The sequence below is a fragment of the Halomonas sp. 3H genome, from assembly GCF_024206005.1.
Lineage (GTDB): Bacteria > Pseudomonadota > Gammaproteobacteria > Pseudomonadales > Halomonadaceae > Halomonas > Halomonas campaniensis.
In genome coordinates, this window is sequence record NZ_CP100360.1 from 1,260,443 (window position 1) to 1,273,762 (window position 13,320).

At 70.5% G+C, this 13,320-nt stretch carries 10 protein-coding genes; 8 read left to right on the plus strand and 2 right to left on the minus strand.

Features of this window, described 5'->3' with window-relative positions:
• Positions 1–88: 88 nt before the first annotated feature.
• Positions 89–865, minus strand: a complete 777-nt coding sequence (locus tag NFC98_RS05975; RefSeq protein ID WP_254277201.1) for an alpha/beta fold hydrolase — start codon at positions 863–865, stop codon at positions 89–91.
• Positions 865–2,052 (minus strand): acetyl-CoA C-acyltransferase, encoded by a 1,188-nt coding sequence (locus NFC98_RS05980; RefSeq protein ID WP_254277202.1) that lies wholly within the window; start codon positions 2,050–2,052, stop codon positions 865–867. Before NFC98_RS05980 ends, NFC98_RS05975 begins: the two co-directional genes overlap by 1 nt.
• Positions 2,053–2,209: 157 nt before the next feature.
• Between NFC98_RS05980 and NFC98_RS05985 the strand changes: the two genes are divergently transcribed.
• The 8 genes from NFC98_RS05985 to NFC98_RS06020 all read left to right on the plus strand — a co-directional run bounded on the left by NFC98_RS05985 (position 2,210) and on the right by NFC98_RS06020 (position 13,313).
• Positions 2,210–2,779 (plus strand): TetR/AcrR family transcriptional regulator, encoded by a 570-nt coding sequence (locus NFC98_RS05985; protein ID WP_254277203.1) that lies wholly within the window; start codon positions 2,210–2,212, stop codon positions 2,777–2,779.
• A gap of 257 nt (positions 2,780–3,036) precedes the next feature.
• Positions 3,037–4,710 carry an AMP-binding protein gene (locus NFC98_RS05990; RefSeq protein ID WP_254277204.1) on the plus strand — a complete coding sequence of 558 codons (1,674 nt, stop codon included), beginning with the start codon at positions 3,037–3,039 and terminating at the stop codon, positions 4,708–4,710.
• A gap of 173 nt (positions 4,711–4,883) precedes the next feature.
• Positions 4,884–5,651 (plus strand): SDR family NAD(P)-dependent oxidoreductase, encoded by a 768-nt coding sequence (locus NFC98_RS05995; protein WP_254277205.1) that lies wholly within the window; start codon positions 4,884–4,886, stop codon positions 5,649–5,651.
• A 243-nt stretch (positions 5,652–5,894) separates the two neighbouring features.
• Positions 5,895–7,706 (plus strand): acyl-CoA dehydrogenase C-terminal domain-containing protein, encoded by a 1,812-nt coding sequence (locus tag NFC98_RS06000; protein ID WP_254277206.1) that lies wholly within the window; start codon positions 5,895–5,897, stop codon positions 7,704–7,706.
• 170 nt (positions 7,707–7,876) lie between these two features.
• Entirely contained in the window at positions 7,877–9,892 is a 2,016-nt protein-coding gene (locus tag NFC98_RS06005) for a site-specific recombinase (RefSeq protein WP_254277207.1), read from the plus strand.
• A gap of 112 nt (positions 9,893–10,004) precedes the next feature.
• Positions 10,005–11,261, plus strand: coding sequence for an amidase (locus NFC98_RS06010; RefSeq protein WP_254277208.1), 1,257 nt, complete (start codon positions 10,005–10,007; stop codon positions 11,259–11,261).
• A gap of 129 nt (positions 11,262–11,390) precedes the next feature.
• Positions 11,391–12,356 (plus strand): putative zinc-binding metallopeptidase, encoded by a 966-nt coding sequence (locus tag NFC98_RS06015; RefSeq protein WP_254277209.1) that lies wholly within the window; start codon positions 11,391–11,393, stop codon positions 12,354–12,356.
• 72 nt (positions 12,357–12,428) lie between these two features.
• Positions 12,429–13,313 carry a glutathione S-transferase N-terminal domain-containing protein gene (locus NFC98_RS06020; RefSeq protein ID WP_254277210.1) on the plus strand — a complete coding sequence of 295 codons (885 nt, stop codon included), beginning with the start codon at positions 12,429–12,431 and terminating at the stop codon, positions 13,311–13,313.
• Positions 13,314–13,320 lie beyond the last annotated feature (7 nt).

Sequence of the window (13,320 nt, forward strand, 5' to 3'; positions counted from 1 at the left end):
AGCCTAGCATGCGGGACGGGGGCGAGCGTGGGGAGAGGCCGCCAAAAAGGAAAGGGGCCCATCGGGCCCCTGAAGGATGCGGCTGCCGTCAGTCTCCGGCGGCCAGGAACCTCGCCACGATGTCGGCGAGCACCTCCGGGCACTCCCGGTGGGGCACGTGGCCGGAGGGCAGCAGGCTCGGCTCGGCGGGCCCGGGGGTCCGGGACGCGATGCGCCGGGGCTGGGCCAGGGAGCCGAACTCGTCGTGCTCGCCATGGATCGCCAGGGTCGGGCAGCGCACCCGGGGCAGGGCGTCGTTCAGGTGCCAGTCGTCGAAGGCCTCGGAGTGCCAGTTGTCGACCCAGCTTCTCAGCACCCACTCGGCCTTGTCGCCGTGGTAGCGCTCGAGCCGGCGCATCGCGCCCGGCTCGGCGAAGGCCGCCTCCGCCTCGCGGATGCCGGCCAGGGTGCGCGGCTCGAGGAAGGCCTGGGCCGCCACGGTGATCAGCGCCTCGCAGCCGTCGGCGTGCTGTCCCGCCACCTCGATGGCCATGCTGCCGCCCACGCTGTGGCCCAGCAGCGCGAAGCGCTCGAGCGCGAGGCTCTCGCGCAGGGTGGCGAAGGTCCCGTTGGCCTCGTCGGTGACGAAGGTTGCCGGCTGGGGGGCGGGGCAGGGCGCCGACTCGCCGTAGCCGAGCCGGTCGTAGGCGATCACCTCGCGGCCGCTGGCCTCGGCCAGCAGCGCGGGGAAGTCGCGCCACAGGGCGATGCAGCCCAGCGAGTCGTGCAGCAGCACGATGGGGCCGGCGTCCGGTGGTGCGCTCGCCGGCCGCCAGCGGGCGACATGGATGCCGCCCGCCGGCGTCTCCAGGGGGAAGGCCGTCATCAGTCGACCAGCTCGACCGCCACCGCGGTGGCCTCGCCGCCACCGATGCAGAGGCTGGCGATGCCGCGCTTGCCGCCCCTGGTGCGCAGGGCGTGGATCAGGGTGGCGATGATTCGCGAGCCGGTGGAGCCGATCGGGTGGCCCTGGGCACAGGCGCCGCCGAAGACGTTGACCTTGTCGTGGGGGATGTCGAGTCCGTCCATGGCCAGCAGGGTAACCACCGCGAAGGCCTCGTTGATCTCGAAGAGGTCGACGTCGTCCACCGTCCAGTCGAGCTTCTTCATCAGCTTGTCGATGGCGCCCACCGGGGCGATGGTGAACTCGCTGGGGTGCTGGGAGTGGGTGCTGTGGCCCAGCATGCGCGCCAGCGGCCTGGCACCCAGGCGCTCTGCCGCAGAGGCGGTGGCGAGTATCAGCGCCGAGGCGCCGTCGGAGATGGAGCTGGAGTTGGCCGCGGTGATGGTGCCCTCCTTGGCGAAGGCAGGACGCAGCGAGCGGATCTTGTCCAGCTTGGCCTGGAAGGGCTGCTCGTCGTGGTTCACCACGTTCTCGCCCTGGCGGGTGGTGACGGTGACCGGGGCCATCTCGGCGTCCAGGTGGCCGGCATTGGTGGCCGCCATGGCGCGCTCCAGCGAGGCGATGGCGAAGTCGTCCAGGCGCTCGCGGCTGTAGTCGCGGGAGGTGGCGACGTCCTGGGCGAATACCCCCATCAGCTTGCCGGTCTCGGCGTCCTCCAGGCCGTCCAGGAACATGTGGTCCTTCAACTCGCCATGGCCCAGGCGATAGCCGGTGCGGGCCTTGGTCAGCACGTGGGGGGCGTTGGACATGGACTCCATGCCGCCGGCCAGCATCACCTCGGCGCTGCCGGCGCGGATCAGGTCGTGGGCCAGCATGGTGGCCTTCATGCCCGAGCCGCACAGCTTGTTGATGGTGGTGGCGCCGATGCCATCGGGGATGCCGGCCTGGCGCATGGCCTGGCGGGCCGGGCCCTGCTTGACGCCGCCGGGCAGCACGCAGCCCATGATGCCCTCGTCGATGGCGGAGGCCTCGATGCCGGCGCGCTCGATGGCGGCGCGGATGGCCACCGCGCCGAGCTCAGGGGCGGTCATGCTGGCCAGGCTGCCCAGCATGCCCCCCATGGGGGTGCGGGCGGCGGAGAGGAAGACGATATCGCTGGAGTGGCTCATGGTGGTTCTCCCGATGTGGCGTGCGGTTCCCGATGGAGCCGCCTTGTGATTGTAAGTCGAGATCGCGGGTTGGCCCGCGCCGCGTTGACCCGTCCGCAGGGCTGTGGTTTTCTCAGGGTCAACCAAGCAAGCGCTAGTGTAAACGTCGATGAATGTAATGAATGAGTCCCCGCGCCGCAAGGAACTGACCCGCCTGGCCGCCCAGCTGTTCGTCCAGGAGGGCTTCGACCGCACCACGGTGCGCATGCTGGCCCAGGAGATGGGCATCAAGTCCGGCAGCCTGTTCCACCACTTCCGCGACAAGCAGGAGATCCTCACGGCGGTGATCGAGGAGGGGACCCAGAACGCCCTGGTCATCGCCAGGGACGCCCTTGCCCGATGCGACCACAGCGCCTCGGCCCGGTTGCATGCCATGGCCCGCGCCCACCTCGAGACCCTGCTCACCGACCGCAACGCCCACGTGGTGGCGCTCTACGAGTGGCGGCGGCTCGACCCCGAGGCGCGCTCCCACCTCAGCCACCTGCGCGACGCCTACGAGGCGCTGTGGGAGCAGGTCATCGACGAGGCCCTGGCCGAGGGGCTGATCCACGGCGACCGCTTCCTGGTGTCGCGCTTCGTGATGGGTGCGCTCAACTGGACGGTGCGCTGGTATGACCCGAAGGGCCCCCGCACCCCGGACGACCTGGCCGACGAGCTGGTGGCCATGATCACCCGTCGCCCCGCCTGAGCCCTCTCGGACCCCACGCGGGCCGCCGCCGGGCGGCTCGCTCGACCATGGTCTAGTCGCCTTTCTCTCGCCAGGGGTTGCCCTGCCTCGTGCAAGTTACTACGTTGTACCGAGCGCTTGCTAGGTTGACGCTTACGTCAACTGCATATAACACGGTTAGACAGAGATAACACGGTAGAGAGGCCCGCACGCCGGCGCCGATCCCTGCCGCCGCCTTGGCCGACAACAAGCACAAACCGCGAGAGGGCAGTCACTCCATGAGCACCCAAGCGAACCTTCCCGATTACCGGACCTACCTGGAAACCTTCTCCGTCGACGACGTGATCGCCCGGCTCGACGATCACCGCGACGGCAAGGCCAACGCCTTCGAATCCTGCTGCGGGCGCCACCTGCGCGCCGGACGGGGCGAGGTGCTGGCGCTGGTCCACGAGGACACCCAGGGCAATGTCAACACCCTGACCTATGCCGAGCTCGAGGCCGAGAGCGCCCGGCTGGCCGGCTGGTTCGCCGAGCGCGGCCTGGGCGTGGGCGACCGCATCGCCTGCATGCTGCCGCGCTCCCCCCAGCTGCTGGTGGCGGTGCTGGCCACCTGGCGCATCGGCGCCGTCTACCAGCCGCTGTTCACCGCCTTCGGCCCGGACGCCGTGGACTACCGCCTGGGCCGCGCCGACACCAAGCTGGTGATCACCGATCACGCCAACCGCTTCAAGTTCGACGGCCTGACCCAGTGCCCGCCGGTGCTGGCGGTGGGCGGCCCGGACGCCGACCACGGTGACGACCTGGGCTGGGCCGACGCGCTGGCCCACTCGCCCATCGAGGCCAACCCGCCGCGCCTGGGTCGCGACGCGCCCTTCCTGCAGATGTTCACCTCCGGCACCGTGGGCAAGCCCAAGGGCGTGGCCGTGCCGCTGGCCGCCATGCCGGCCTTCGCCCTCTACATGGAGCTGGCCGTCGACCTGCGCGAGACCGACCGCTTCTGGAACATGGCCGACCCGGGCTGGGCCTACGGCCTCTACTACGCCATCGCCGGGCCGCTGCTGCTGGGGGTGACCACCCACTTCTGCGAGGCGGGCTTCTCCGCCGAAGGGGCGCTTGACTTCATGAAGCGCCACCGCATCACCAACTTCGCCGCCGCGCCTACCGCCTACCGGCTGATGAAGGCCTCCGGCCTGTTCGATGACGCCCACCAGACCCTGGAACTGCGCGCGGCGAGCTCCGCCGGCGAGCCGCTCAACACCGAGGTGGTGACCTGGGTGGAGCGCTCCCTGGGCTGCCCGGTGATGGACCACTACGGCCAGACCGAGACCGGCATGACCTGCAACAACCACCATGCCCTGGACCACCCCAAGCACGTCGGCGCCATGGGCGTGCCGATGCCGGGCTACCGCCTGGCGATCCTCGACGCGGAGTATAACGAGCTGCCCCCGGGCGAGCCGGGCGTGCTGGCGGTGGACATCAAGAACTCCCCGGCGCACTTCTTCGCCGGCTACACCTGGCAGGAGAAGCACCCCTTCGCCGAGGGCTACTACCTGACCGGCGACGTGGTGATCCGCAACGAGGACGGCACCTTCCAGTTCGCCGGCCGCGACGACGACATCATCACCACCGCCGGCTACCGGGTGGGCCCCACCGACGTGGAGAACAGCGTGATGACCCACCCGGCGGTGGCCGAATCCGCCGCCGTGGGCCAGCCCGACGAGATCCGCGGCGAGATCATCAAGTCCTACGTGGTGCTGCGCGAGGGCTTCGAGCCCAGCGACGCGCTGGCCGACGAGATCCGCAAGCAGGTCCGCGAGCGGCTCTCCACCCACGCCTTCCCGCGGGTGATCGAGTTCGTCGAGGAGCTGCCCAAGACCCCCAGCGGCAAGATCCAGCGCTTCAAGCTGCGCGCCGATGCCGTCGACAAGGCCGAGACAGGCACCGCGCAATGACAACCGCAAGCGTCTGAAGCGAGAGGCGCCGGGGGCAGGGCGAAGAGGGGGTCCTATGCCAGGGATGGCATCGGTAGCGCCCAGGGAGGGGGTCACAGCGCCCCCTCGCAGCCCTGGCGACGGAACAACCTCGAGCGCTTTCGGCCGCTGCCTTTCAACTCCAGGAACCTGATATGCACGTCAAGGACAATACCTTTCTGATCACCGGTGCCGCCTCCGGGCTGGGGGCGGCCACCGCCGAGCGGCTGGTCGCCGCCGGCGGCCGGGTCGTGCTCTGTGACCTGAGCGATGCCGTCGAGGCCCACGCCGAGCGCCTGGGCGATGCCGCCCGGGCGGTGCGCGGCGACGTCACCTCGGGTGACGACATCCAGGCCGCCGTGGACGCCGCCGTCGAACTCGGCGGCGGCCGCGGCCTCGCGGGCGTCGTGCACTGCGCCGGCATCGTCAGCGTGGCCAAGCTGGTCGACCGCGAGGGCAACCCCGCCGACCTCGAGGCCTACACGCGCACCATCAACATCAACCTGGTGGGCACCTTCAACGTGATGCGCCTGGCCGCCGCCGCCATGGCGAAGAATGCGCCGGGCGAGGACGGCGAGCGCGGGGTGATCATCAACACCGCCTCCATCGCCGCCATGGATGGCCAGGTGGGGCAGTGCGCCTACAGCGCCTCCAAGGCCGGCGTGGTGGGCATGAGCCTGCCCGCGGCCCGCGAGCTCTCGCGCCACGGCGTGCGGGTCATGGCCATCGCCCCCGGGGTGTTCGAGACCCCGATGATGAGCGAGATCCCCGACGAGGCCGCTCAGGCCCTGGCCGCCGCCGTGCCCTTCCCCAAGCGGCTCGGCAAGCCCGACGAGTTCGCCCGCCTGGCCGAGCAGATCATCACCAACCCCATGCTCAACGGCGAGGTGATCCGCCTCGACGGCGGGATTCGCATGCAGTAGGGCCTTCGGCCAGCTGCAAGCTACAAGCTACAAGGAGCAAGCGTCAAGGAACCCCCTTGGCTTGCTCCTTTTTTCATCTTGCGTCTGGATGGCATCCCTCGCGCCTTGTCGCTTGAAGCTGGAATTTAAACGAACGCTTGACTCCGTATTCGCTCGCGCGTAATTTCAAACACATGTTTGAAAGCGGCCGCCGCCGCCTTCCTGCGCCCGGTCACCGGCGCCATTGATTGTGGAGAGATCGAGATGCCCGACTATCAGGCCCCCCTGCGCGATATCCGCTTCGTCATGGACGAGATGCTGGACTACCCGGCCCACTACGCTCGCCTGCCCGGCGGCGAGGAGGCCAGCCCCGACGTGGTCGCCGCGATCCTCGAGGAGGGCGCGCGCTTCGCCCGCGAGGTGCTGCTGCCGCTGAACCAGAGCGGCGATCGCGAGGGCTGCCTGCTGGAGGGCGGCGAGGTGAAGGCGCCGAAGGGCTTCAAGGAGGCCTACGCCCAGTACGTGGAGGGCGGCTGGCCGAGCCTCGCCGCCGAGCCCGCCCACGGCGGCCAGGGCCTGCCGCACTCGCTTGCCATGGTGCTCAACGAGATGATCTGCTCCACCAACCTGGCCTGGGGTATGTACCCGGGGCTCTCCCACGGCGCCGCCGACGCCCTGCGTCACCACGGCACCGAGGCGCAGCAGGCCACCTACCTGACCAGGCTGGTGGAGGGCACCTGGACCGGCACCATGTGCCTCACCGAGCCCCACTGCGGCACCGACCTGGGCCTGATCAAGACCCGCGCCGTGCCCACCGATGACGGCGCCTTTGATATCACCGGCACCAAGATCTTCATCTCCGCCGGCGAGCACGACTTGGCCGAGAACATCGTCCACCTGGTGCTGGCCAAGCTGCCCGACGCCCCCGAGGGCTCCAAGGGCATCTCGCTGTTCGTGGTGCCCAAGTTACTGCCCAACGAGCAGGGGGAGCCCGGCGAGCGCAACGGCGTAGTGTGCGGGTCGCTCGAGCACAAGATGGGCATCCACGGCAACGCCACCTGCGTGATGAACTTCGATGCGGCCAAGGGCTTCCTGGTGGGCGCGCCCAACAAGGGCCTGGCCTGCATGTTCACCATGATGAACGCCGCCCGCATCGGCGTCGGCATCCAGGGCCTCGGCCTCACCGAGGCGAGCTTCCAGAACGCCCTGGCCTATGCCCGCGACCGCCTGCAGATGCGCGCCCTCTCCGGCCCCAAGGCGCCGGAGAAGGCCGCCGACCCGATCATCGTCCACCCGGACGTGCGTCGCATGCTGCTGACCCAGAAGGCCTTCGCCGAGGGCGGCCGGATGCTGACCCTCTACACCGCCCAGATGATCGATATCGTCGAGCACGGCACCGATGCCGCCGAGAAGGAGCGCGCCGAGACCCTGCTGGGCCTGCTGACCCCCATCGTCAAGGCGTTCCTCACCGAGGTGGGCTTCGAGGCCACCAACGAGGGCGTCCAGGTCTTCGGCGGCCACGGCTTCATCCAGGAGTGGGGCATGGAACAGCTGGTGCGCGACGCCCGCATCACCCGCCTCTACGAGGGCACCACCGGCATCCAGGCCCTCGACCTGCTGGGCCGCAAGGTGCTGATGAGCCAGGGCGAGAGCCTCAAGGTCTTCACCAGGGAGATCCACAAGTTCTGCCAGGCCGAGGAGGGCATCAGTGAACTCGCCGAGTTCGTGCGCCCGCTGGCCAAGCTCAACGCCGAGTGGGGCGAGCTGACCATGGGCATCGGCATGAAGGCCATGGCCGACCGCGAGGAGGTGGGTGCGGCCAGCGTCGACTACCTGATGTACGCCGGCTACGTGACCCTGGCCTACCTGTTTGCCCGCGCCGCGAAGCAGGCCCGGGCGGCGCTGGCCGAAGGCACCGGGGAGGCCCCCTTCTACCGCGCCAAGCTCGACACCGCGCGCTTCTTCTATCAGCGTCTGCTGCCGCGCACCCGCGCCCACAAGGCCGCCATCGAGGCCGGCGCCGAGCCGCTCATGGCCATCAGCGCCGAGGATTTCGGCCTCGGCTTCGAGATCTGATGACGTAACGACACACCAGCGAGCACTCTCTCGATCGTGCGCGATCGGTGGCTTGGCGGCGGGGGGAGACCCTCGCCGCCTTTTTTGATGGTGGCGCCCGCTGGCACGCCGGACGAGCGAGAGGCATCATGATCGCCTGGAACCGCAACCCGCAAGGATGACCCGCCCGCATGCCCCCGACTGCCCGCCCCGACGCCATGCTGGCCTCCCTCGATGACGGGGCGAGCCCTGAGGCCTGCCTGGCTGCCCTGTTCGGCTACCTGCGCGACGGCCCCGCCGGCGAGGCCGCCGACCGCCTCGCCGACCTGGTGGAGCGCCTGGGCGACGACCCGGCCCGGGCCCGCTCGCTGGCGGAGGGCCTGCTGGGCGGGCTGGCCGACCTGGAGGTCTATCCGGCGCTGGTGCGACTGGGCATCCTCTCCCGCGACGGCCTGGTGCGCGAGATCACCACCCGGCTCTACGACCGGCTGAACCCGCCGCCGCTGGCCAGGACGGACGCCAGCGACCTGCTGGCCGGCGCCATCACCCGGCACGACAAGGCGTGGCTCGAGGCGCTTCCCGCCCATGCCTGGCTCGGCCTCTGCCGCGTGCTGCTGGCGGCGCTGGGGCCGGACACCCTGCGCCGGGTGCGCGGGCATCTGGAGGAGGAGTGCCTCTACGCCCTGGAGATGCTGGCCATCTGGCTGGCCGCCGAGGAGCTCGACCCCGAGCTGATGCGCATCGACCAGCGGCTGGCCCGCATCGATTCCCCCTTCATCGCCCTGCAGCGGGACATCCATGCGCTGGTGGAGGCGAGCAGCGACGGCCAGGGCGGGCCGGCCCTGGACGATGACGCGCTCGACCACCTCTGGGTGATGCTGGAGCAGTGCAACGAGCAGGTGGCCCGCTTCCGGCGGCGCGGCGGCGGCAACCTGGGGTCGTCGCTCAATGCCTCCCACCTGATCGAGCGGCTGGAGGATACCCTGGGGCGCATCGAGACGCTGATCGTGCTGGTCAGCCCGCGCCACCGGGGCGGCCGGGCCCGGGCGGCGCTCAGGCTGTGGAAGGCCCTGCTGCTGGCCACGGCGGAGAAGGGCAGCATCGCCGCCGTGTGGACCAAGAGCACGCGGATGGTGGCGCGCAGCATCACCCAGAACAAGAGCGACCACGGCGAGCACTACATCTCCCGCGACCTGCCCAGCTACCTGAGGCTGATCGCCTCCGCCGCCGGGGCCGGGGTGATCATTGCGGTGATGGCGCTGCTCAAGATCCGCATCGAGACCTGGGGGCTTTCGCCGCTGCCCCATGCGGTGATGGTCAGCCTCAACTACGGGCTGGGCTTCGTGCTGGTCCACCTGCTGCACTTCACCATCGCCACCAAGCAGCCCGCCATGACGGCGGCGAGCTTCGCCGCCGAGGTGGAGCGCAATCGCCGGGGCAGGGCGGTCAGCCGCAACCTGGCCGGCCTGCTGCTGGACGTGAATCGCTCCCAGTGGGCCGCGGTGTGGGGCAACGTGGGGGCGGCCCTGGCCACCGCCTTCCTCATCACCGCCGCGGTGATGGCCGCAAGCGGCAGCCCGCTGCTCTCCGGCGAGCAGATCGCCTACCAGCGCCAGGCCATCTCGCCGTTTGCCAGCCTCGCGCTGTTCCATGCGGCGATTGCCGGCGTCTGGCTGTTCTGCTCGGGGATCATCGGCGGGTTCTTCGACAACCGCGCCGATCACCTCCAGCTGGAACAGAGGCTGGTCGGGCATCCCGCCCTGCGGCGCTTCTCCTCGGCGCGGCGCGAGCGGCTGGCCCACTACCTGCACGAGAACTACGGCGCCCTGATGGGCAACTTCCTGTTCGGGGTGCTGCTGGGCATGACCGGCTACGTGGGCCATCTGCTGGGCCTGCCGCTGGACATCCGCCACGTGGCCTTCTCCTCGGCCAACCTGGGGTTCGCCAGCTTCAGCGACTTCCCGGGCGTGGCGACCTTCCTGGTCGGCCTGCTGTTCGTGATGATGATCGGCTTCATCAACCTCTGGGTGAGCTTCGCCCTGGCCCTGATGGTCGCCTTGCGCTCCCGCGCCTGCCGGATCGAGCCGGGCGTGCTGCTGGCCGGCGTCAAGAATGAGTTCCTGGCCAACCCCCTGAGGTTCTTCTTCCCGGTGGCGAGGCCCGCCGGCCGGCGCCGCCAGGGGGCCGCGCGCCACGACCGGCCGTGAGGCGCGGCGCACGCCATCCGCCTTCAACGCTCCGGCTCCACTACCCTGTAAGCTGACCGACGCGACGGGCCGGGCGCCCGTCGCCCCATCATCCAGCAGGGAGGAGCGCCACTTGCCCGCCTTCGACGAGATCAGCATCGACACCTTCCAGGCGCGCCTCGCGCGCGGCGAGTGCCAGCCCCTCGACTGGTGGCACGCCTGCCGGGCGCGCATCGCCGAGCGGGAACCCAGGGTGCAGGCCTGGCAGCACCTGGCCGACGCGACACCGCCGCCGTCCGGCGCGGGGCGCCTCACCGGGGTGCCGGTGGGCATCAAGGACATCATCGACACCCGCGACATGCCGATCGGCTGGGGCACCGACTACCTGCACAGCCCCGGCGCCCTGGTGGATGCGCCCCTGGTGAGCCTGCTGCGCGAGCAGGGCGCGCTGATCATGGGCAAAACCGTCTCCACCGAGATGGCCTACTTCACCCCGGGGCGCACCCGCAACCCGCTGGACCCCGCGCGCACCCCCGGGGGCTCCTCCAGTGGCTCGGCGGCGGCGGTGGCGGACGGCATGGTGCCGCTCGCCTTCGGCACCCAGACGGCCGGCAGCATCATCCGCCCGGCCAGCTTCTGCGGCGTGTTCGGCTTCAAGCCGACCTTCGACCTGGTCAGCTGCGCCGGGGCCAAGGCGTTCTCACCGTCGCTGGATACCCTGGGCTGGTTCGCCCGCACCATCGACGACATCTGCACCACCTTCTCGGCGCTGACCCGGGCCCCGGCGGTCACGGCGCTGCCGAGCCTGGCCGGGGTACGGGTGGGGCTGCGCAGCCTGCCCGGCGACGAGGCGCTGGCCCCCGAGGTGCGCCAGGCGCTGGACGAGGTGGCGGGGCGGTTGGAGCGGGCCGGCGCCGAGGTGGTGCCGCCGCCGCTGGACGGCCGCTTCGACGGGCTGGTGGAGGAGCAGAAGGTGGTGATGGCCTACGAGGCCGCCCAGACGCTGGCCAGCGAGTATCGCCAGTTCGCCGACCGCATGGGACCGAAGCTGGTCGAGCTGCTGGAGGCGGGCCGCGCGCTGCCCTTCGTGCGCTACCGCGAGGCGCGCGCCCAGGCGACGGCGCTGCAGCCGGTGCTGTCGCGGGCCTTCGCCGAGCAGGTGGATGTGATCCTCGCCGCCAGCGCCCAGGGGGTGGCCCCGACGGGGCTCGATGCCACCGGCGACCCGCTCTACTGCCGCGCCTGGACGCTGCTCGGCGTGCCCTGTCTCAACCTGCCGCTGTGCCGGGGCGAGGGCGGGATGCCGCTGGGCGTGCAGCTGGTCGGCGACCGCTTCGGCGACGAGCGGCTGCTCACCATCGCGCGGACCCTGATGCAGGCCACGCCCTGACCCGCGCCAGTCGGTTCACGACAGCAGGCAGGGTGATGGCTCCAGGGATGGTAGGCTGACGGATGAAAGCGGCATGCTGCCGCTGTCGCTGACTAGGGCGCGATGCCCTGATGTGCTGGAGGGGCTCCCATGCGTGTCTTTGCCAATCCGGTCGGCCACGGGGCTCTGTGGTTCGACAACCTGGCTACCGCCACCGGCACGCCGGTGGCCTATGACCCCCAGGCCAGGGCCTTCATCACCATGCCGCCGTTCTGCGCCAACCGCGACGTCATCGGCTGCAACTGGATCGCCCCCCGGCAGGGCGGCTTCTGTCGCGCCTGCGCGATGACGGCGCTTGCGCCGGACCCCTCCGTGCCCTCTGCCATGCCCCACTGGGCCTGGACCGAGGCCGCCAAGCGCTGGGTGATCGACAACCTGGGGCGCTGGAACTGGTTCCGGCCGGAGGATCCCGGGGCGCCCCCGGTATTCTACATGCTGGCCGAGGGGCCGACGCCTGTGGCGATGGGGCATGCGGGGGGCGTGGTCACCATCAGCGTGGCGGAGGCAGACCCGGTGCTTAGCACGACACGTCGCGAGGCGCTGGAAGAGCCCTACCGCACCATGATCGGTCATATGCGGCACGAGATCTCGCATATGCTCTGGTGGCGGCTCAGCCTGCGAGACGACTTCCTCGAGGCCTTCCGGAGCATGTTCGGCGACGAGCGGGAGGATTACGCCGAGGCCCTGCAGCGCCACTACCGCCAGGGCCCGCCGGCGGGATGGCGCTCGAACTTTGTCAGCACCTATGCCTCTGCTCACCCCCACGAGGACTGGGCCGAGACCGCGGCTCACCTGCTGCACCTGACGGATATCGCCGACAGCTTCGTGGCCGCCGGCCTCTCCTCGCCCGACCTGCCCTATCCCGGGTGGGATCCCTACATGGAGGCGGATGCCGAGCGCCTGATCCACGTGGCGACGCACCAGGTCATGGCGGTCAACCATATCAATCGCTCCATGGGGCTATCGGATCTCTACCCCTTCGTGCTGTCCGATATCACGCGTCGCAAGCTCGTCTTCATGCACGACTGGTTGCGCCGAGGCGCCCAGGGCCTCTGAGCCCACCAACTCTCTTCTAGGGCGTACCCGGCCGTGCGTCGCCGCCCGTGGATCACTGACCGAGGAACCGGCATGTCACGAACGACTCGCCTGCAGGACCTGATCCGGGTACTGCGCCACCACCCGGGCCCGATCGGCGGGCCCGAGCTCGCCGCGGCGTTGGGCGTCACCCTGCGCCACCTCTATCAGGACATCGCCGTGCTGCGTGCGGTGGGGGTCGAGGTGGTCAACGAGCCGGGCCGCGGCTATGTGCTACCGCCTGAGGTCAGGCTGCCGCCGGCGGCCCTGGCCGAGCCGGCGCCGGCCGATGGCGCCCCCGCCGAACGAGGCCCGGCCGACGGCAGCCCCGCCCAGCTCACCTTCTACACCAATCCGCTCTCCCGGGGCGGCATCGTCCACTGGATGCTCGAGGAGCTGGGCGCCACCTATCGCATGGTGACCCTGGAGTACGGCGCCGCCATGAAGGCGCCGGAGTACCTCGCCATCAACCCGCTGGGTAAGGTGCCGGCGATCCGCCACGGCGAGACGGTGGTGACCGAGGCTGCTGCCATCTGCGCCTACCTGGCCGATGCCTTTCCCGAGGCCGGCCTGGCGCCTCCGCCCGCTGCCCGGGGCGACTACTACCGCTGGCTGTTCCTGGCCGCCGGCCCCCTGGAGAGCGCCATCGCTCTGAACGACCTGGGCGTTGCGCCCACGCCGGAGCAGGCCATGCGCCTGGGCTGCGGCGACTACTGGACCCTGGTCGACACCCTGGCCGCCGCCGTGGCGGGCAGGCCCTTCATTGCCGGGGACGCCTTCAGCGCGGCGGACGTCTACGTGGGCTCGCACATCGGCTGGGGCATGCAGTTCGGCACCCTGCCGCGCCGCCCGGAGTTCGAGACCTACTGGGCCGGGCTTCGCGAACGGCCGGCCCACCGGCGCTGCGAGGCCTATATCGAGCAGGTGCTGACCCGGTAGGACCCAT

Bases quoted from the DNA above. Each gene is read 5' to 3' on its own strand.
- NFC98_RS05975 (WP_254277201.1), bottom strand. From the start codon at position 865: ATGACGGCCTTCCCCCTGGAGACGCCGGCGGGCGGCATCCATGTCGCC.
- NFC98_RS05980 (WP_254277202.1), bottom strand. From the start codon at position 2,052: ATGAGCCACTCCAGCGATATCGTCTTCCTCTCCGCCGCCCGCACCCCC.
- NFC98_RS05985 (WP_254277203.1), top strand. From the start codon at position 2,210: ATGAATGAGTCCCCGCGCCGCAAGGAACTGACCCGCCTGGCCGCCCAG.
- NFC98_RS05990 (WP_254277204.1), top strand. From the start codon at position 3,037: ATGAGCACCCAAGCGAACCTTCCCGATTACCGGACCTACCTGGAAACC.
- NFC98_RS05995 (WP_254277205.1), top strand. From the start codon at position 4,884: ATGCACGTCAAGGACAATACCTTTCTGATCACCGGTGCCGCCTCCGGG.
- NFC98_RS06000 (WP_254277206.1), top strand. From the start codon at position 5,895: ATGCCCGACTATCAGGCCCCCCTGCGCGATATCCGCTTCGTCATGGAC.
- NFC98_RS06005 (WP_254277207.1), top strand. From the start codon at position 7,877: ATGCCCCCGACTGCCCGCCCCGACGCCATGCTGGCCTCCCTCGATGAC.
- NFC98_RS06015 (WP_254277209.1), top strand. From the start codon at position 11,391: ATGCGTGTCTTTGCCAATCCGGTCGGCCACGGGGCTCTGTGGTTCGAC.
- NFC98_RS06020 (WP_254277210.1), top strand. From the start codon at position 12,429: ATGTCACGAACGACTCGCCTGCAGGACCTGATCCGGGTACTGCGCCAC.